Annotated in this window: 20 protein-coding genes; 17 read left to right on the top strand and 3 right to left on the bottom strand. The window is 40.8% G+C overall.

Annotated elements, in window-relative coordinates:
• Window positions 1-464: 464 nt before the first annotated feature.
• Genes nadC through priA form a run of 4 tightly spaced genes read left to right on the top strand, consistent with a single transcriptional unit; the run spans window position 465 to window position 5,202 of the window.
• A complete protein-coding gene (gene nadC, locus CHX27_RS10235; protein ID WP_094486681.1) occupies window positions 465-1,322 on the top strand; it encodes a carboxylating nicotinate-nucleotide diphosphorylase in 858 nt (285 codons plus the stop codon).
• On the top strand, window positions 1,322-2,245 hold the full coding sequence (locus CHX27_RS10230; protein WP_094486680.1) for a YihY/virulence factor BrkB family protein: 924 nt from the start codon (window positions 1,322-1,324) through the stop codon (window positions 2,243-2,245). The genes nadC and CHX27_RS10230 overlap by 1 nt, the downstream gene beginning before the upstream one ends.
• A 43-nt stretch (window positions 2,246-2,288) precedes the next feature.
• Window positions 2,289-2,744, top strand: coding sequence for a DUF2147 domain-containing protein (locus CHX27_RS10225; RefSeq protein WP_394335695.1), 456 nt, complete (start codon window positions 2,289-2,291; stop codon window positions 2,742-2,744).
• A gap of 10 nt (window positions 2,745-2,754) precedes the next feature.
• On the top strand, window positions 2,755-5,202 hold the full coding sequence (gene priA, locus CHX27_RS10220) for a replication restart helicase PriA (RefSeq protein WP_094486679.1): 2,448 nt from the start codon (window positions 2,755-2,757) through the stop codon (window positions 5,200-5,202).
• 2 nt (window positions 5,203-5,204) lie between these two features.
• On the opposite strand, the gene CHX27_RS10215 is transcribed toward priA, so the two are convergent.
• On the bottom strand, window positions 5,205-5,900 hold the full coding sequence (locus CHX27_RS10215; RefSeq protein WP_094486684.1) for a LytR/AlgR family response regulator transcription factor: 696 nt from the start codon (window positions 5,898-5,900) through the stop codon (window positions 5,205-5,207).
• A gap of 171 nt (window positions 5,901-6,071) precedes the next feature.
• On the opposite strand from CHX27_RS10215, the gene rpsF reads away from it, so the two are divergent.
• From rpsF to CHX27_RS10185, 6 genes are read left to right on the top strand one after another with little or no spacing between them, the layout of a single operon-like run.
• A complete protein-coding gene (gene rpsF, locus CHX27_RS10210) occupies window positions 6,072-6,413 on the top strand; it encodes a 30S ribosomal protein S6 (RefSeq protein WP_094486678.1) in 342 nt (113 codons plus the stop codon).
• A gap of 5 nt (window positions 6,414-6,418) precedes the next feature.
• Window positions 6,419-6,715 carry a 30S ribosomal protein S18 gene (rpsR, locus tag CHX27_RS10205; RefSeq protein WP_094486677.1) on the top strand — a complete coding sequence of 99 codons (297 nt, stop codon included), beginning with the start codon at window positions 6,419-6,421 and terminating at the stop codon, window positions 6,713-6,715.
• A gap of 12 nt (window positions 6,716-6,727) precedes the next feature.
• A complete protein-coding gene (gene rplI, locus CHX27_RS10200) occupies window positions 6,728-7,168 on the top strand; it encodes a 50S ribosomal protein L9 (RefSeq protein WP_094486676.1) in 441 nt (146 codons plus the stop codon).
• A gap of 52 nt (window positions 7,169-7,220) precedes the next feature.
• On the top strand, window positions 7,221-7,694 hold the full coding sequence (locus CHX27_RS10195; protein WP_094486675.1) for a DUF6495 family protein: 474 nt from the start codon (window positions 7,221-7,223) through the stop codon (window positions 7,692-7,694).
• A gap of 47 nt (window positions 7,695-7,741) precedes the next feature.
• Entirely contained in the window at window positions 7,742-9,745 is a 2,004-nt protein-coding gene (gene ligA / locus CHX27_RS10190) for an NAD-dependent DNA ligase LigA (RefSeq protein ID WP_094486674.1), read from the top strand.
• The gene (locus tag CHX27_RS10185; protein ID WP_094486673.1) at window positions 9,735-10,442 is read left to right on the top strand and encodes a lysoplasmalogenase family protein; all 708 of its coding nucleotides are present in this window, start codon (window positions 9,735-9,737) and stop codon (window positions 10,440-10,442) included. Before ligA ends, CHX27_RS10185 begins: the two co-directional genes overlap by 11 nt.
• Before the next feature lie 743 nt (window positions 10,443-11,185).
• On the opposite strand, the gene CHX27_RS10180 is transcribed toward CHX27_RS10185, so the two are convergent.
• Together CHX27_RS10180 and CHX27_RS10175 are read right to left on the bottom strand one after the other, a co-directional pair.
• Window positions 11,186-12,085 carry a bifunctional metallophosphatase/5'-nucleotidase gene (locus CHX27_RS10180; RefSeq protein WP_094486672.1) on the bottom strand — a complete coding sequence of 300 codons (900 nt, stop codon included), beginning with the start codon at window positions 12,083-12,085 and terminating at the stop codon, window positions 11,186-11,188.
• Window positions 12,086-12,087: 2 nt separating this feature from the next.
• Window positions 12,088-12,870, bottom strand: coding sequence for a 5'-nucleotidase C-terminal domain-containing protein (locus CHX27_RS10175; protein WP_094486671.1), 783 nt, complete (start codon window positions 12,868-12,870; stop codon window positions 12,088-12,090).
• A 104-nt stretch (window positions 12,871-12,974) separates the two neighbouring features.
• Here CHX27_RS10175 and dapA point away from each other — a divergent pair, with 104 nt between their 5' ends.
• The 7 genes from dapA to fabV all read left to right on the top strand — a co-directional run bounded on the left by dapA (window position 12,975) and on the right by fabV (window position 20,172).
• Window positions 12,975-13,856, top strand: coding sequence for a 4-hydroxy-tetrahydrodipicolinate synthase (dapA, locus tag CHX27_RS10170; protein ID WP_094486670.1), 882 nt, complete (start codon window positions 12,975-12,977; stop codon window positions 13,854-13,856).
• A gap of 136 nt (window positions 13,857-13,992) precedes the next feature.
• A complete protein-coding gene (locus CHX27_RS10165) occupies window positions 13,993-14,787 on the top strand; it encodes an outer membrane protein assembly factor BamD (RefSeq protein ID WP_094486669.1) in 795 nt (264 codons plus the stop codon).
• A gap of 5 nt (window positions 14,788-14,792) precedes the next feature.
• The gene (locus CHX27_RS10160) at window positions 14,793-15,110 is read left to right on the top strand and encodes a DNA-directed RNA polymerase subunit omega (protein WP_094486668.1); all 318 of its coding nucleotides are present in this window, start codon (window positions 14,793-14,795) and stop codon (window positions 15,108-15,110) included.
• Window positions 15,111-15,115: 5 nt separating this feature from the next.
• Window positions 15,116-16,327, top strand: a complete 1,212-nt coding sequence (gene coaBC, locus CHX27_RS10155; RefSeq protein ID WP_094486667.1) for a bifunctional phosphopantothenoylcysteine decarboxylase/phosphopantothenate--cysteine ligase CoaBC — start codon at window positions 15,116-15,118, stop codon at window positions 16,325-16,327.
• On the top strand, window positions 16,320-17,207 hold the full coding sequence (porD, locus tag CHX27_RS10150; protein WP_094486666.1) for a type IX secretion system protein PorD: 888 nt from the start codon (window positions 16,320-16,322) through the stop codon (window positions 17,205-17,207). Before coaBC ends, porD begins: the two co-directional genes overlap by 8 nt.
• Before the next feature lie 31 nt (window positions 17,208-17,238).
• Window positions 17,239-18,903, top strand: a complete 1,665-nt coding sequence (gene recN, locus CHX27_RS10145; protein WP_094486665.1) for a DNA repair protein RecN — start codon at window positions 17,239-17,241, stop codon at window positions 18,901-18,903.
• 78 nt (window positions 18,904-18,981) lie between these two features.
• Window positions 18,982-20,172, top strand: a complete 1,191-nt coding sequence (fabV, locus tag CHX27_RS10140) for an enoyl-ACP reductase FabV (RefSeq protein WP_094486664.1) — start codon at window positions 18,982-18,984, stop codon at window positions 20,170-20,172.
• Window positions 20,173-20,194 lie beyond the last annotated feature (22 nt).

The raw sequence follows: 20,194 nt of genomic DNA, 5'->3' as shown, positions 1-20,194 counted from the left end.
TCGATACGTGGGTTAAGCTGGGTACATGATTCGTAAAAGGGTGAACGTCACGATCCCGATAGCTATCGGGACTAGCTTCTAACTTCTAGCTTCCTTAAAACAATACGTAAAATGGTGAACTCATCTCACTGCGGTAAGGACAGCAGCGGAAAGCGTGTGCGGGCCTTTGCGTACCGTTGCCGAAGGGCGGTAGCGACGGCAGAAGCTACAAGCACAAGTGCAACGGCCGCAAAGGCGAAACACCTTGTAGCGAATGGCCTGACGGCGGCTAAGAGCTTCCAACGAACGTTTGCCGCCGGACCGCCCAAAATAAGCAACACCGTTTTATCGCATACAAGGTTAATGTTATGTAAAAAGTGCCAACAAAAACCTGAGTAAACCGCGATTATTTGATAATTTGCAGCATAACGCGGGTCGAACCATTATTTTTTAATTCCTATTTTAGCCCGCAGTTACTATTCATTATGATTTCAGAACACGAATTTGAATTACAGTTACAAAAGATAATCGATCAGGCTTTGCTGGAAGATGTGGGTCCGGGCGATTACAGTTCGCTCGCATGTATTCCGGCGGCAGCAACCGGCCGTGCGAAATTACTCGTAAAAGAAGCGGGGATTATCGCCGGCGTTGCTTTTGCTCAAATGATTTTCAAAACGGTAGATCCAGACTTGCACGTGGATGTTTTAATTCCTGATGGCACTCCCGTTCAAATTGGCGATGTGGTGCTGCATGTTTCGGGGAAGTCGCAATCGATTTTAAAAGCCGAGCGCACCGTACTAAACAGCATGCAGCGCATGAGTGCGATTGCTACCAAAACCAATAAATTCGTTCAATTGCTGCAAGGAACTTCGTGTAAAATTTTAGACACGCGCAAAACGACCCCGAATTTTAGAGCGGCAGAGAAATGGGCAGTAAAAATTGGCGGCGGCGAAAACCATCGTTTTGCATTGTACGACATGATCATGTTAAAGGATAACCACAATGATTTTGCGGGATCGATTACCAATGCCATTCAAAAAACCAAGGATTTCTTACAAGAACATGGTTTGGATTTGAAAATAATTGTGGAAGCCAGAAACATTGCTGAAGTACAAGAAATTCTAGATGCCGGCGGTGTGTTTCGGATTTTGCTCGACAACTTTAGCTTTGAGCAAACTCGCGAAGCCGTTGCTTTGATTGGCGATAAAACCCGTACTGAATCGTCGGGTAACATCAATGAAAAAACGATTCGCGCGTATGCCGAATGCGGTGTGAACTACATTTCATCGGGTGCGTTAACTCACTCGGTTTACAACATGGACTTAAGTTTAAAAGCCTTTTAATGTTGCTACAAGACAAACCGTTATCGTTTGAAAAATGGCCGGTATTGAAGCCGATAATTTCATTTTTAGATAGATGGAAGCTCGGTTTTATGGGCGATTTATCGCTGTATCGACTGTTGAAAATCTATGGTGTGGGAATTGCCGAAAGTGCAGTTTCGTATCGTGCAGGAGCCATTGCCTGGAGTTTTTTTATGGCGCTGTTTCCGTTTGCACTTTTTGTATTGAACTTGATTCCGTTTATTCCTATTCCCAATTTTCAGGACGATTTTCTCGAATTTGTTGCGGGCAGCGTACCACCAAATACATACGATGCGATTGCCGTAATCTTGTTCGATATTATGAATAATAGTAACAGCTCGTTATTGTCGTCTGGGTTTTTATTGGCGATTTTTTTGCAAGCTAACGGTGTTAACGCCATCTTAGGCGGTTTTGAATATTCTAAATACTACGGGAACAAGCGCAGCTTTTTTCGGCAGTATTTTGTAGCGATGGGCATTTCTTTTCTATTGATCTTTTTTCTGATTCTTACGGTTTCGGGTGTCGTTGTTTTTGAGGTTTTTGTACAGAAATCTAAAATTCAAAGTGTTATTTCCGATCGTATTCAATTGTTGGAAATTGGTCGGTATTTGTTTCTAGCTTTAATGATCTTTCTGACAGTGAGTACTTTACTGAAGTATGGTGCCAGACGTTCGGAGCGCTTGCCGTTTTTTAGTATCGGTTCGGTGGTTACAACTTTAATTGTAATTCTCACCTCATTTTTATTTGGTATTTGGGTCGAGAAGTTTGCCCAATACAACGAATTGTATGGTTCTATTGGCACACTTTTAATTCTTATGTTTTATATTTGGTTGAATTCCATGATACTTTTACTGGGATTTGAACTTAATGCGGTTATTCGAACTTTAAAACGCGAAAACACCTAACTAATTGATTTTCGTACATCTGTTTAATTGTAAGTAAGAAATTATGAAATTGTTTTACAGTAGTAGATTATACTCAAAACCGACATATTCGGCGCTTTTTTTTATGTTGTTTTTCCAGCTTTCGATAGGGCAAACAGTTCTTGGAAAATGGAAAACCATAGACGACCAAACAGGTAAGGCCATGTCGATTGTGGAAATTGTTGAACGAAACGGAAAAATTGAAGGTCGTGTGATCGATATTTTAAATCCGGCGAATAAAAACCGACGTTGCGAGAACTGTGACGGGGAAAATAAAGATAAGCCAATTTTAAATCTCAGAATTATTGAAGGTTTAACTAAAGATGGCAATGAATACAGCGGCGGACATATTTTAGATCCGAAGACAGGAAAGAAATACAAATGCTACATAACCTTAGAAAATAAGGATAAATTAAAGGTTCGAGGCTATATCGGAATCTCGCTCTTAGGGCGAACCCAATATTGGCATCGCGTTCATTAAACTATAATACATGCCATACATTAATGTGGTATTGCCCCTAGCGGTTAATACTGCTTTTACCTATTTCGTAACCAGCGAACAACTTTCCCAGCTGCAAATTGGTATTCGAGTTGTTGTTCCGTTCGGGCAAAGAAAGTTATACACTGCTTTGGTGAGCGAATATGATGTGCCCGCCCCACAAGTCTACGAAGCCAAACCCATTCACGATATTTTAGACGAGAGTCCGATTGTTACCAAACCGCAACTGCAACTTTGGCTTTGGATTGCCGATTATTATATGTGTAGTGTTGGCGAGGTTTTTCGTGCAGCCATGCCAAGTGCACTACTTTTAGCCAGCGAAACCATTGTTAGCGCTTTCGATACAAATCCTGATACGAGTGCCCTCGACGATGATGAATACTTGGTTTATGAAGCGATGCAAGTAAAATCTTCGCTAACCATAGCCGAAGTAGAGAAAATTATAGGTAAAAAAGTTTCCTTCAAAAAATTGCAGCGCTTGATTTCCTCTAAAGTAGTGAAGCTAGAAGAAGAGGTAAAAGAAGTGTATAAACCAAAATTAGTGAGTTATATCCGACTTGCGGAAGCTTTTCAAGACAAAGAAGCATTGCCTTTGTTGTTGCAGGAATTATCCCGGGCAGAAAAACAAAAAATGGCCGTACTGGCTTTTTTCGATACCCAGAAAAAAACCGATAAATACATTAGTTACAAAGAGTTTGTGTCGCAAGAACGGGTGTCGCAATCGGCAGTCGACTCATTAATAACCAAAGGTGTTTTTGAAAAGTATTACATTGAAACATCGCGATTATCGGGCAATTTTTCTGAAGGGAGTTCTGCTATTTCACTTTCAGCAGCACAGGCAAAAGCCAAGCAAGAAATTACTGATGCTTGGACGAAAAGCGATACGGTTTTACTCAAAGGCGTAACCGCTTCGGGAAAGACAGAAGTTTACATGTCGATTATTAACGACATGCTCAATACAGAGAATCAAGTGTTGTATTTGCTGCCAGAAATTGCGCTCACGACTCAATTAGTAGGTCGCTTACGTAAGCAGTTTGGGAATAAAGTTGCGGTTTATCATTCCCGATTAAGTATCAACGAGCGCGTCGAGGTTTGGAAGCAAATTTTAGAGCGAAAACCCGAAGCACAAATTGTAATCGGAGCACGATCGGCATTGCTTTTGCCGTTTAGCAATTTGGATTGTATTGTTATTGACGAAGAGCACGAACCCACATTTAAGCAGCAAGATCCGGCGCCGCGTTATCATGCTCGCGATGCCGCTTTAGTTCTGGCGCGATTTGCAGAAGCTAAAGTGTTGTTGGGTTCGGCTACGCCATCTTTAGAAAGTACGTATAATGTAAAAACGACCAAGTACGGATTTGTGGAACTAAACGAGCGTTTCGCATTACAGCCTTTGCCGCAGGTCGAAATTGTAGATTTAAAAGACAAGCAAAAGCGGAAATTAATGACCGGGCATTTCAGCGATACGTTGTTGGAAGCCATTCGCGAAACTTTGGAACAGAAACAACAAATAATATTGTTTCAAAACCGTCGCGGGTACTCGCCAATAACGGAGTGCATTACCTGCGGCCATGTTCCGCATTGCAATCAGTGTGATGTAGCACTCACGTACCACCAATCTAAAAATCAGTTGCGTTGCCATTATTGCGGATTCTCGGTTCCGCAGCCGGTAAGTTGTTACGCGTGTAAGAGTCAGACTTTAATACACAAAGGATTTGGAACGGAGCAAATTCAAAACGAATTGCAAGAGTTGTTTCCAAATATCCGTGTTTTGCGAATGGATCAGGACTCTACTTCCGGGAAGTTTGCCTTTGAGAAGATTATCGATTCGTTTAAAAATCGTGAGGCGGAGATTTTAGTTGGCACGCAAATGGTTGCCAAAGGTCTTGATTTTAGTGCAGTAACCTTGGTTGGGATTATGGACGCCGATTCAATTTTATATCAATCGGATTTCCGTGCTAACGAAAGAACATTTCAGTTGTTTACGCAGGTAGCGGGTAGGGCAGGGCGTAGCACGAACCCGGGCAAAGTGATTTTGCAAACGTATAATCCGTTTCATTTTGTATTGAAAGATTTTATCAATAACGATTATGCGGCTATGGTAGATCGCGAGCTACAAGAACGGCAGCAGTTTTATTATCCTCCGGTATTTAAATTGGCAAAACTAACGTTCAAGAGTAAAAACTTCGAACTTACACAAGTTGCCGGAACTTGGTTTGCAAATGCACTTAAAGAGCATACAGCTGCGCAAGTGTTAGGTCCGATTGAGCCTGCCGTGGGGCGTATTCGCAATGAGTATCTGCAACATTTAATGGTTAAGTATGCGAAGGGCACTGCAGAAAAAGATCTTAAAGCGAAATTGCGAAAAATCCGAAGTAGCTTCGAAGCAATTGCGCAGTTTAAATCTGTGCGTTTGATTGTGAATATCGATTATTACTAGAGTTAAGTTAAACTCAAGGCGCGTTTGAGATCGTCTTTTTTATTCCGCGAAAGCGGTATTTTAATTGCTCCGATCTCGGCATATTTCGAATTAAACTTTTCGACTTTATCGATATTAACGATAAACGATTTGTGTACACGAACAAAGCGCTCGCTGGGCAAATCATTTTCGAACGATTTCATCGTGGAAAGCACTAAATGCGTTTCATCGTCGGTGATCACTTTAATATAGTCGCCGTACGCTTCTACGTATTTAATCCGATTGGTAAAAACTTTGAGTTTTTTGAGTTTGCTTTTAATGAAGATGTGTGTTCCGTCTTCCTCAGGAGCATCTTTAAGTAGCGAATACTGCTGCAAAGCTCGGCGTATTGCCGCATCGAATCGGGCGTTAGTGATGGGTTTTTGCAGGTAATCGGTGGCATCGTAATCAAAAGCTTTAACGGCATAATCGGGTTTGGATGTAATGAAAATGACTTGCGGTTTCTTTTTAAGACCGTCGAGTAAATCAAATCCGTTGATTACAGGCATTTCGATGTCGAGGAAAATGAGATCCACCTCATTATACGACATAAAGTTTTTTGCTTCTATAGCATTAGAGAACTCGCCAACTAATTTTAAATGTAGTGAATTACTAACGTGTTTATTTACTACCATTCGTTGTATGGCGCTGTCATCTACTATAACACAGTTTAATTTCACATTCATATTTGCAATTTATATTTGGGATGGTCTAAAATAGCTACTAATATCTGAATACACTAGCATTTCCAAGAAAAATATTGCAGTTCGTCGATATTTTTTTTGGAATGGATTTCGTTTAAATAAAATGATTACTTTTGCACCCACTTTAACAAAATAATTTATTTGTTTATGAATCAATACGAAACTGTTTTCATCTTGAATCCCGTTTTATCTGAGACCCAGGTAAAGGAAACAGTAAGCAAGTTTGAAGATTTTCTTACGAGCAGAGGTGCAGAGATGGTAGCTAAAGAAGACTGGGGCTTAAAGAAGCTCGCTTATGAAATCCAACACAAGAAAAGTGGTTTTTATCACTTATTTGAGTTCAAAGCACCTGCAGAAGTGTTAATCGCTTTCGAAACTGAATTCAGAAGAGATGAGCGCGTAATGCGTTTCTTGACTGTGAGTTTAGACAAACACGCGATTTCTTGGGCAGAGCGCAGAAGAGAAAAACTAAAAATTGCTAAAGCTTAATCATTATGGCAACATTACAACAATCGGCTTCAGGTAAGAAAGACGGAGATATCCGTTACTTAACCCCGCTAAACATAGAAACAAACAAGACAAAAAAATATTGTCGTTTCAAAAGATCTGGTATCAAATACGTAGATTACAAAGACGCAGATTTCTTGTTGAAATTCGTAAACGAGCAAGGTAAAATTTTACCACGTCGTTTAACTGGAACCTCATTAAAATATCAAAGAAAAGTATCTGTTGCTGTAAAAAGAGCGCGTCACTTAGCGCTTATGCCTTACGTTGCAGATTTATTAAAATAAGAATCAGAAATTATGGAACTTATACTTAAACAAGACGTACCTAATTTAGGTTTTAAAGACGACGTAGTTTCTGTGAAGCCGGGCTACGGCAGAAACTTCCTTATTCCTCAAGGTTTTGCTCAGTTGGCAACTCCTTCTGCTAAGAAAGTTTTGGCTGAAAACCTAAAGCAAAGAGCACACAAAGAAGCTAAAATTGTTGCTGATGCGAAAGAAAAAGCAGAAGCACTTAAAGCTCTTGAAATTAAAATCACTGCAAAAGCAGGAGGTGAGAAGCTTTTTGGTTCAATCACTAACATCGATATCGCTGATGCTCTTGCAAAAAGCGGTCACGAAATCGAAAGAAAATTCATCACTTCAGGTATCGTGAAAAGAACTGGAAAGTACAGCGCTACCGTTCGTTTACACAGAGATGTAGTAGTAGAATTAGCTTACGAGATTGTAGCTGAAAACTAATTTTCAATTATTGAATATATAAAATCCCGTCTCGGCGGGATTTTTTTTTACCATGAAATACCTACGACTTTCCCGACCGCAATTCGAAGAACTTGCCGACGAGTTTGCGAAATTCCTAGCGGTTCAATCAATCGATAAACAACAATGGGACGAAATTAAGGCGAACAACAGCGCCGAAGTCGAGCGCCAACTCGATAATTTTTCCGACTTCATCTGGGACGGTGTACTCAGCAATACCGCATTCCTCGAACATTTCACCAAAAGCATAGTCTTTCTCTTTAAATGTGCCGAAGAAAATATACAAGCTATTGTAATCAAATGCGCCGATCCAAACCTTGATCTTACAACTGTCGAAGGAGTTAACGCTATTTCCGATTCGCTTTTTACCGATTTGTTTGAAATTCAGTCCGGCGCAAAGAACTACACTCCCGATCGAAACACCGCTATTTTTGAAATCATCAAACAAGGTGCCTTTATTTCCGACGGAGAAATGTTCTCGCAAATCGATGCCGTAATTCGGGGATAAAATCTGCTTTTTATTTTTATCTTAGTTGAGTATTAGCACTCAATTGAATGGACATCAAAGAACAGATCACTGCCTTACGAAACGAGCTCGATAAACACAATTATCAATATTACATTTTAGATCAGCCGTTGATTTCAGACACGGAATTCGATCTAAAAATGAAACAACTTCAAAAGTTAGAATCCGATTTTCCCGAATTCGATGATCCTAATTCTCCCTCAAAACGTGTAGGTGGCGGGGTCACAAAGAATTTCGAAACTGTGGTGCATTCCAACCGAATGTACTCACTCGAAAATGGATACAACAGCGAAGAGGTAGTTGACTGGTACAACCGTATTCTTAAAAGTACCGGACGTTCCAATGTAGAACTCGTTTGCGAACTCAAATACGACGGTGCTTCTATAAGTTTGGAATATTTGGATGGTGTTTTTCAACGCGCCATTACTCGAGGCGACGGTTTTCAAGGTGATGACGTTAGCGAGAACATTCGAACCATCAAAACAATTCCTTTGAAATTACATAGCGAGCATTTTAAAGGTTTTAGTGTGTTTCGTGGCGAAGTAATTTTGCCCATTGATGGATTCAATAAGCTAAACGAGATTCAAGAAAGTAAGGGATTGCCGCTGTATGCAAACCCGAGAAATACCGCTTCGGGAACGTTAAAATTGCAGGATAGTACCGAAGTGGCAAAACGTCCGCTGGAGTGTTTAATTTATGGCGGAATTACCGAGCAATTTGCCAAGAAACACAGCGAATTTTTACAACTCGCATCGAATGCTGGTTTTAAAGTTCCGAACAGCTACCGCGTTTGCAGTTCTATTGATGAGGTTTTTGCTTTTCTAAGTGAATGGGACGTAAAGCGACACGAACTTCCGTACGAAACCGACGGTGTTGTGATTAAGGTCAACGAGATTTTCTTACAAGAAGAAATTGGATACACGGCTAAAAATCCGCGCTGGGCACTGGCTTATAAATTTAAGACCGAAACGGCCGTTACGCAATTAAAAAGCGTTTCCTATCAAGTTGGTCGAACCGGCGCCGTCACGCCCGTTGCGAATCTCGAGCCGGTACAACTCGCCGGAACAACAGTTAAACGCGCTTCGCTGCATAACGCCGACCAGATTGAAAAACTAGATTTGCATATCAACGATTACGTTTTTGTTGAAAAAGGTGGCGAAATTATCCCTAAAATAACTGGAGTTGATTTCACCAAACGCAACGAAACGACCGAGAAAATTGTTTTCATTGAGCATTGCCCCGAATGCGGTTCTGCACTTAGCCGAACCGAAGGCGAAGCCCAACATTATTGCACGAACGACAGTAGCTGTCCGCCGCAAATAATCGGAAAAATCGAGCACTTTATTTCGCGGAAGGCCCTCGATATCGATGGACTTGGTGGCGAAACAGCAGCACAGTTGTTTCGTGAAAATCGTATCAAAAATGTGGCAGATCTGTACGATTTAAAACTAGAGGATTTACTGCCACTTGAACGTATGGCCATGAAATCGGCACAAAACTTACTTGCAGGAGTAGAAGCCTCGAAATCGGTTGGTTTTGAACGCGTTTTATTTGGTTTGGGAATCCGACATGTGGGCGAAACGGTGGCAAAGAAATTAGCTCAGCATTTCAAAAACATCGATAACCTGGCTGCGGCAACCGTAGAACAATTACTGGAAATTGATGAAATTGGCGAACGTATCGCAAACAGTGTCGTTAGTTTTTTTAGTACGGAAAGTCAGCGTGAGTTGGTAAACCGTTTGCGCACTGCGGGCTTGCAATTTGAAATTAATCAAGAAGAGCTTTCTTTGCTAAGCGACACGCTAGCAGGGCAGGCTGTGGTTATTTCAGGCGTTTTTAGCACGCACAGCCGCGATGAGTTGAAGTTACTAGTTGAAAAACACGGAGGAAAAATGGTATCTTCTATTTCGGCGAAAACCTCTTTTGTATTGGCTGGTGAGAACATGGGACCGGCTAAACTAGAAAAAGCCAAACAATTGGGCGTGAAGATACTAGACGAACAAACCTTTTTAAATCTAATTAATGAAAATTAAGAGCCCAACCTTGATATTGTATTGGTTATCAAGCATCAGTTTTGTAACCTTTTTTATGTTGGGCTGGGATTATCTGGCACTACTTGCCAAATCTTGCGTAGTCCCTTCTATCGGAATGTACTATTTGAATAGTAGAAACGGCAAATTTAGTTTCCTTCCGATTAGCATTTTCCTGTTATGTTACATAGGCGACGTTGCAGTGCTTATCGACCAGGAGGACTTTTTTATCTATTCCGCTTATGCTTTTTTGATTGTTTATAGTTTGATGCTCATTTATGCTGTGAAAGATCTCAAACATGTTACTTTCAAAAGACGGGATATACCAGTTATACTAGTTGTTACTGGTTCTTTAATATATGTGGTTATTTCTGTTTTAGAGATGCAATTTAGCAATCCAAAAGGGCAGAATTTCCTATATCTCATCTATGCTTTGGTGCTTACTGTTTTATCGATTTTAGTATTTGCAGGTTATACGGCAAAAGGCAGTTTACAGTATTTAAGTTTTGGCTTAGCTACAACCTGCTTCATCTTATCTGATATCTTCTATTCCATTAAGAGCTTTTACGTTTATTCCGATCTACTGCAGTTGTTAACTTTAGCGATGCAAATGCTTTCTTACTTCTTTTTAGCCAAGTATTTCATTATGCGTGAAGCCGAAGAAGCTCGACAGTTGCAAAAGAAGCTATCGGTAGAATAGTTCACGATGTAAAGTCGGAAGCTGAGTTTGTCGAAGGCTGGTTTTAGATGCTAGAGGCGAGAAACGAGTCCCGATAGCTATCGGGATAGACTTTGTGACGTTCACCATTTCACGTATCGTTTCCCCCAACCTAACCAGCAGTTCGTTGGTGCCTGAGCCAGTCGAAGGCGGTGGAACGGAGGTGGCATTGTGTACTTTGTGAAAAACCTTGTGAAACATTGTGCCCCATTTTCCCTTTTTTTTCTCTCTCTCTCTCTCTATTTTTTTTACTTTTTTCCATTTTTTCTATTCTTAACTTGCACCTTCCCCGCGCGAACGGGTGCAGCGATATCCTTTTTGGCGATTTTAATTTCCATCGAACGTTTGCCAAAAAGATAAAGNCAACGCTTCACACGATTATCAGCCTAAAAAATGTCCATTAAGCCTATTTTCTCATTACAAAAATACATACATATTAACACTAGTTAGTCGAAAAAATAAAAATATCCTATGCAATTTTTATGCGCATATATGCGTTATATTTGTNCTCTCTCTCTCTCTCTATTTTTTTTACTTTTTTCCATTTTTTCTATTCTTAACTTGCACCTTCCCCGCGCGAACGGGTGCAGCGATATCCTTTTTGGCGATTTTAATTTCCATCGAACGTTTGCCAAAAAGATAAAGCGGAACACGTGACGGCGTGAACCTCTTTTGCGCAGCGACGACTCGTTTGCCGGCGCGCCCAAATAAAAAAACAGATTTTCTTACAGTTGAATAACCGTTTTCGACGTGTCGTACGAACCTTCCACAAACGTGTAGTCGAGGCGACCCAGTTGCAAACCGTAACAACCCACCTGATTTACAAGTACTTTCTTGCCAATTTTATTGTCGATTACCGTAGGTTTTTCCAAAAAAGTGTGGGTGTGACCGCCGAGAATTAAATCGATATTTTCTGATAGTGCAGCGAGTTTTACATCGGAAATTTTGTTGTCGCGATACGAATATCCGAGGTGCGACAAGCAAATCACCAAATCGCAGTGCTTTTGCTTGAGTTCGGCGGCAATTTCGTTGGCAATACCAACCGGATCGCGGTACACAACGCCTTCGCAATTTCGAGCTTCGACCAAGCCGTTTAAGTCGATTCCTAAGCCGAAGATTCCAATTTTTAATCCGCCTTTATTCACAATTTTGTAGGGTTTCAAAACTTCTTTCAAGCCATCGGATTTGAGGTCGTAATTCGCATTTACAAATGCAAATTTTACGTGTTCTTGATGTTTTAAAAATCCGGAAACACCGTTGTCGAAGTCATGATTTCCAACAGTTGCCACGTCGTAGCCGAGCATCGACATTAACTTGAATTCGAGTTCGCCGCCAAAGAAATTAAAGTAAGGCGTTCCCTGAAAAATGTCGCCGCTATCGAGCAACAATACTTGTTCGTTTTCGCGACGTACTTGCTCGATAACCGCTGCTCGCCGTGCAATTCCGCCTTGTCCGGAGTATTTTGCATCTTCTTTTGGAAACGGATCAATATGGCTGTGAACGTCGTTTGTGTGTAAAATGACCAGCTTTTTTGCTTTACTAGCAGCCGAGAAAGCGAAGGTGGGCTGTAAAAGCAACAACGACGACGCCGAAACCGATTGTGCGATAAAGTGTCTTCTATTCATGATTACGATCTTTTATCGGTTATCAAAACCTCATTAGAAAATTGCACCGTTTTATTCTTTTTAAACGACTGAATTATGGCATCGCGAAGTTTGAGTTGTAAATCGAGCCTTTTTTTAGACTTCTGAAAAAAGGTCATTTTATCGCCGCCGTTTGCTAAATAGTCGGAAGTTAAAACGCGGTATGTTTTGGAATTGTCTAGCGGTTTTCCCTGAATTTTAATGTCGGCTGCCAGCCCTTTTTCATCGATCGTAAAGCTCAAACCGTAGAGCGGATGCGGTTTTTCTTCGACGATCATGTACTGGCAAATTTCGCGTATTTGTCCAGCATCGAGCGTTTCGACCACTGCAGTATTTTCGAACGGCATAATTTTAAAGGCGTTTCGCAGAGTCACATCGCCTTTTGGTAAATTAGACCGAATACCTCCGTGATTGAAAAGTACGAGGTCGATTTTTGTATTGAAGTTGCGTTCACAAATCGGATTGCAAATTTCGTAGCAGCTTTGTGCCAGCCAATTTCCAATATTTGTTTGCCACTTTCCACTAGATTTATCCAAGGCTATTGGGTTGTAACACAAGAGCGTGTCTAATTTTTGATCGAGATTTTTTTTGTAGGGAAGAATGAAGTCGGTTACTTGTTGCGCATTTGGCAGCGAATCTACGAGCTTGATTTCCTTGCCAGATATTGTTGTTACGCTGTGATTTGATTTACAGCCAACAACGAATAGCAACGTTAAGATTGTGATAAGGCTGTACCGCAAAAACGGATACTTTCCTAGATTTACCATCGTTTTCGTAAGTTTTTTAACTTTGTTGCAAAGTAAGATGCTTTTCGTGTAAGAACGTACATTTACGTCGAATTCAATATCAACTAATTGTTAACTTTATTTTCATGACAAATCAATTTATCGGAACAGGCGTTGCCTTGGTTACTCCATTCAAAAGCAATTTAGAGGTCGATTTTGAAGCTTTAACCCGTATTGTCAAGTACGTTTCCGATAATGGCGTCAACTATTTGGTGGTTTTGGGTACCACGGGCGAGCCAGCGACACTTACTTCGACCGAAAAAAAGCAGGTCATTGATTGCATAAAAGCAGCGAACACCAAAAATTTGCCTTTGGTTTTGGGAGTAGGAGGGAACAATACTGCTGCTTTGATTGAAGAGCTTCAAACTGCCGATTTTACTGGATTTTCTGCCATCTTATCTGTGAGTCCGTACTACAACAAACCTTCGCAAGAAGGCATTTACCAGCATTTTGCTGCTTTAGCTCAAGTGAGTCCACTTCCGATTATTTTGTATAATGTTCCCGGTCGAACTGCTAGTAATATGTTGCCAAAAACGGTTGCGCGATTGGCTAATGATTTTTCAAACATTATCGGAATAAAGGAAGCAGCAGGTGATATGGTTCAGGCGCTGGAGTTAATTCGAATTGTTCCCAAAGATTTTTTGGTTATTTCAGGCGATGATATGGTTACCTTACCCATTATTTTAGCAGGTGGGGCAGGAGTTATTTCGGTAATTGGCGAAGGTCTTCCGGCAGCATTCTCTAAAATGGTGCAGCTTGGCTTGGAACGAAAAGTAGATGAAGCCTTTGCTTTGCATTACCAAATTGCACCTGCCATAGATTTGATTTTTGAAGAAGGAAACCCGGCAGGCATTAAAGAAATGCAGGCGCAATTGGGCTTGTGCGAAAATGCGGTACGTATGCCTTTAGTTGCCGCAACCGATTCGTTGAAATCGAAAATAGCTGCTTATTTAAAATCTGTAAACTAATTAAGTAGAAGTGCCGTTTTCCTCACGGTTTTGGGTTGCATGTGCTTACTTAAAATCGATTCGTTTACTATCAATATAAATCACTATTTTTGCACACTTAAATTTTGTGTGTTTACAGTTAGTTTTAAGCCTTATGATGAAAAGATTTTTTGCGTTGTTTTTAGTTTTGATGGTTCTGGCTTCGTGTAGCGAGTATCAAAAAGCGCTAAAAAACGAGGATGTAGCTCAGAAGTACAAGATTGGAGAGAAAATGTACGAGGCTAAAAAATACCAAAAGGCATTACGACTATTTGAACAAATTGCACCCACATATCGTGGAAAACCGCAGGCTGAAAAACTATTTTACATGTATGGAAAATCGTTCTACGCAGAGAAAGAGTTTTACAGTGCAGGTTATCAGTTTGATAATTTTGTGTCGAGTTATCCGCGCTCAGAAAAAATAGAAGAGGCAGCATATTTGGGCGCTATTTCGTATTCAAAGTTGTCGCCACGCTACAGTTTAGATCAAGTAGATACCTACAAGGCTATTGATAAACTACAGAGTTTTATTGATAATTACCCAGATTCCAAATATTTAGCCGAAGCCAACGATGTGGTTAAGCAATTGCGTGAAAAAATTGAAAAGAAGAATTTTGAAATCGCTAAACAGTACAATACAATTAGTGACCATAAATCGGCTTTAGTTGCCTTGGATATTTTCTTAGGAGAATTCCCTGGTACGCCTTTCAAAGAAGAGGCTTTGTATTATCGCTTCGACTCTGCTTATCAATTAGCAATTAACTCGATAGAAAGCAAAAAAGAAGAAAGATTGCTCGCAGCGAAGCAAGCACATGCAACTTTGATTAAATTTGCACCGGAATCTAAATTCAGAAAAAAAGCCGACGAAATGTTGGAACAATTAAATAACGACTTAAAATCTTTTTCGAAATAATAATTATGGATCTAAAGAAAGCCTCCGCACCAGTAAATACGGTAACTTACAACAAAACAGCCATCGAAAAACCAACAGGTAACATTTACGAGGCAATTACCGTAATCGCAAAAAGAGCCAACCAAATCAATGCGGAAATTAAAAAAGAATTAACAGAGAAGTTGGAAGAGTTTGCTACTTACAACGATTCTTTGGAAGAAATTTTCGAAAACAAAGAACAAATCGAAGTATCAAAATATTACGAAAAACTTCCAAAACCTCACGCTTTAGCAGTGCAAGAGTGGATGGAAGATAAAATTTACCACCGCGACGCTAACAAATAGTCTGGATGTCAGTTCTTAACGGACGAAAAGTTTTATTAGCAGTATCGGGCGGGATTGCGGCATACAAAACGGCGCAACTCGTCCGTTTGTTTATTAAAGCGGGCGCTGAAGTTCAAGTTATCTTAACCGAAGCAGCCAAAGACTTTGTTACACCGCTTACGCTATCAACGCTCTCGAAACGAGAAGTATTTTCGCATTTCTACAACGATGATGAAAAGGAAGCCAAATGGAACAATCACGTCGAATTAGCTCTGTGGGCTGATTTAATGCTAATTGCTCCTGCTACCGCAAACACGCTTTCTAAAATGGCGCACGGTGTTTCCGATAACTTGTTGTTAGCTACCTATTTGTCGGCGAAATGTCCGGTGTATTTTGCACCTGCGATGGATTTGGATATGTATAAGCACGAAACTTCAAAAGAGAATTTCGCACGTTTACAATCCTTTGATAATATTATGATTCCAGCTGAATCGGGTGAACTGGCAAGTGGACTGAGTGGCGAAGGGCGTATGGCTGAACCCGAAAATATTATTCGTTTCATAGAGAATCATCTGTTACAACAACTACCACTTCGAGGAAAAAAAGTACTTATAACAGCGGGACCGACCTACGAACCTATAGATCCCGTACGTTTTGTGGGAAATCATTCCACAGGAAAAATGGGATACGACTTGGCCGAAGAAGCGGCACGTAACGGCGCCGAAGTTTTTCTGGTAAGCGGTCCGAGTCATTTGCATCTTCAAAATCCAAACATCCACATCACACGAGTTCAAACCGCTGATCAAATGCATAAAGCGTGTTTAGAAGTATATGCCGAGGTAGATATCGCGATAGCCGCCGCCGCCGTTGCCGATTACAGACCAAAAAATGTTGCCTCAGAGAAAATAAAAAAGAAAGATTCGTGTTTACATTTAGAACTCGAAAAGACTGTAGATATTCTTGCCGATCTCGGTTCTAAGAAAGAAAAGCAGTTTCTGGTCGGTTTTGCGTTGGAAACTGAAAATGAATTTGAAAATGCTTGTTTAAAAATTGAGCGTAAGAATTTAAATTTGATTGTTTTAAATTCGCTCAGAGATGCAGGTGCCGGATTTGGAGTTCCAACAAATAAAGTAACTTTAATCGATGCCCACAAAGCCGCAACCGATTTGCCGTTAATGACTAAAGAAAATGTTGCAGCGGCTATTTTTCAAAGAATTATACAAATGACCCATGCGTAAAATACTGATTCTTCTTACTTCTATTTTCACGACGCTTTCGTTTTCCCAAGAATTGAACTGCGTGGTTCAAGTAAATTCAAATCAGATTACGAAAACCAACCAGCAGATTTTTAAAACTTTAGAAAAATCGCTTACCGAGTTGGTTAATAATACCAAATGGTCTGATTTAGATTTCAAAAAGAAAGAACGCATCGAATGCAGTATGTTTATTACGGTGACTTCCTACAATAACGATCAGTTTGTGGCTTCGCTTCAAATTCAGTCGTCAAGACCTGTTTACAACGCAGGTTATCAAAGTCCCGTTTTCAATTACAACGACAAAGATTTCATCTTTCGATACGTCGAATTTGAAAATTTATTCTACGATCCAAACTCCTTTACCTCAAATTTAGTGGCAGTGATTTCATTCTATGCCAACTATATTATTGGTTTAGATCAAGATACTTTTTCAGAAGCGGGCGGAACCCCGTACTTCGCTGCGGCACAAAACATCGTGAGCTTATCGCAAGGGCAAGGCGGTAAAGGCTGGAACCAAACCGACGGAAATCAAAATCGGTATTTTTTAGCAGCCGATATGCTCTCAAATACATTTCTTCCGCTCAGAACTGCAATCTACAAGTACCACCGTCTCGGTCTCGACCGTATGACCGATAATCTAAAAGATGCAAAAACAGCAGTGAAAAGTGCGATCATGAGCATCGACGAAGTTCACAAAGTTCGTCCAAATGCCTTCTTAACGCGTATTTTCTTTGATGCTAAAGCCGAAGAGATTCAGCAGATTTTCTCGGGCGGTCCGGAAACAAATGCCATCGAATTATCGAACATGTTAAATAAACTGTCGCCCATGAACTCCAGTAAATGGACCTCAGTTAAAATTTAATACCTTTGGGTTCCGATTTATTTATGCCTATATGCTTCGTTCCTTATCGATACAGAATTTTGCTCTTTTACGCCGGATAAATCTCGAATTTACCGCAGGTTTCACCGCTCTTACAGGTGAAACAGGTGCCGGAAAATCTATATTATTAAACGCATTAGGTCTGATACGCGGGGATCGTGCCGATACCACGGCGCTTTACGACAAAGAAGAAAAATGTATCGTTGAAGCCGAATTCGATATAGAGAAATACCAACTTCAGAATTTCTTCGAAACACACGATTTGGATTATGATCCGTTAACCATTGTTCGTAGAGAAATTCTTCCAAACGGAAAATCGCGTGCATTTGTAAACGATGCGCCGGTATTATTGAATACCTTACAACTATTAGCAGCAGAGCTAATCGATATTCACGGTCAACAAGACACGCGAAATCTCAGCGATAAACAGTATCAAATTGCCTTTCTCGATGCATTTGCGCAAACAAACCAACAAGCACAGCTGTTTCAAGTGCAGTTAAAAGAACATCAGAAACTAATCAAAAAAATAACGGAAAAAGAACGCGAACTTTTCGAAGCTCAAAAAGCTAAAGATTACAATACATTTCTTTTTGAAGAATTACAGACGCTCCAACTTCAAGAAGGCGATCAATCCGTTTGGGAAAGTGAACTCAATAAACTTGAAAACGCCGAAACCATAAAAGAAGCATTGGCTTTTTCAAAGTACAGTATCGACGATACCGAATTTTCTATCGCTTCACAACTCAATCAAATTCAAGCGAAACTAAAACGAATCGCCGACTTTCATCCCGACTATCAAGATTTTCACGATCGAATTGCTTCAATGCTCATCGACGTACGCGAGATCGATAAAGAACTTAGTGCACAGATCGATGCGATAGAAGCAAATCCAGCAGAGAAAGAAGCGTTGCAAGAAAAAGTAGATACTTTATATCATCTTTTTAGAAAGCATCAAGTTTCGTCAGATGCCGACTTAATTGCAGTGAGAAACCAACTGGAAGCACAAATTTCCGCGATAGAAAACAATCAAGAAGAACTCGAACTCTGGAGAAAAACGGCTAATGAACAGCGCGCTTCCTTACAAGAAGTTGCGGAAGCACTTAGCAATGCTCGGAAAAAAGCTGCTCCAAAACTCGAAACTGAATTGGCTGTGCTCACAAAAGAACTGGGTATGCCTCATGCAAAATTTGGATTGTCGTTTCAACGAACAGCCGATTTTATAAACACAGGAATCGACGACGTTGAAATCGTCTTTTCTGCTAATCCGGGTACCGATTTGCAACCGCTGAGAAAGTCGGCTTCAGGTGGCGAACTTTCTCGAATCATGTTGGTTATAAAATCCATACTCGCCAAACACAGCAAATTGCCAACACTCATTTTCGACGAAATCGACACCGGAGTATCAGGCGAAATTGCTTACAAAATGTCTGAAATCATGCGTGGAATGGCGTCGGAAATGCAATTATTTGCGATCACACATCTGCCGCAAGTTGCCGCTGCTGCCAACGAACATTTCCGCGTAAGCAAAGCTGTTAACGGAACAGAAACCGAAACAAAAGTTCTCCAACTCAATCTCGAAGAGCGAATTTCCGAAATCGCATCAATGATTTCAGGTTCTACAGCATCTGCGGCAGCTATCGAACACGCACGAAGTTTATTGCACAGAACCTCGTCGTAAACCGAAACGCTCATCTATTTTTAATTCCGATAACTCAGGTTTAATAATATCTTTGTAACATCAAAAACAACTACAATTATGATTATAGCTCCAAGAATGCGCGGCTTTATCTGCTTAACAGCTCATCCAGACGGCAGCAGACAGAACGTTAAAAATCAAATCCACTACGTACAGCAACAACCTGCACTCGATAGCTACAAGAAAGTCTTGGTCATCGGTGCCAGTACTGGCTTTGGCTTGGCTTCACGAATTACTGCCGCTTTCGGTTCCGGCGCAGCAACCATAGGAGTGTTTTTTGAAAAACCGGCATCACCAGGCAAAACAGCTTCGCCCGGTTGGTACAATGCAGCAGCATTTGAAGAAGAAGCCGCTCAAAAAGGACTCTACGCTAAAAGCATCAACGGCGATGCATTTTCGGATGCCATCAAACAACAAACAATCGACTTAATTAAACAAGATCTTGGTCAGGTCGATTGTGTCGTGTATTCTTTGGCTTCACCTGTACGTTTACACCCAAAAACCGGCGTTTTACACCGTTCCGCGTTAAAGCCTATCGGGAAAACATTCACGAATAAAACAGTCGATTTCCACACCGGAGTTGTTTCAACGATAAGTATTGAACCTGCAACCGAAGATGATATTCAAAATACCATTACTGTTATGGGCGGCGAGGACTGGCAAATGTGGATGGATGCACTCCTTGAAGCAGGTGTTCTGGCGGAAAATGCAGTTACGGTGGCCTACAGCTATATTGGCCCAGAAGTAACCGAAGCCGTTTATCGAAAAGGAACTATTGGTCGTGCGAAAGATCATTTGGAAGCTACCGCCGATGTGATAACCGAGCAACTTAAATCGATCAACGGAAAAGCGTACATTTCTGTCAATAAAGCATTGGTAACCCAAGCTAGTAGCGCTATTCCAGTAATTCCGCTGTACATTTCGCTGTTGTACAAACTCATGAAATCTAAAGGAACACACGAGGGCTGCATCGAACAAATGTATCGTTTGTTTAGTGAGCGCTTGGTTAAATCGGGCGAAGTTCCTACCGACACCGAAGGACGTATTCGTATAGACGATTGGGAAATGGATGCCGAAATTCAAGCAGAAATTGCAAAGCTTTGGGAACAATCGGATACCGAGTCGCTCGTAGGCTTCGGAGATTTGGAAGGTTACCGAAACGATTTCTTAAATCTGTTTGGTTTTGGCTATAAAGAAGTCGACTACGACGCTGAAGCCAACGAACTAGTCGATGTACCAAGCATCAAATAAATTAAGTCCCTCTTTGTGAGGG

It is taken from the genome of Flavobacterium aurantiibacter (genome assembly GCF_002251775.1).
In the GTDB taxonomy this organism is placed as follows: Bacteria; Bacteroidota; Bacteroidia; order Flavobacteriales; family Flavobacteriaceae; genus Flavobacterium; species Flavobacterium aurantiibacter.
This window is presented reverse-complemented; position numbering and strand designations above follow the sequence as displayed.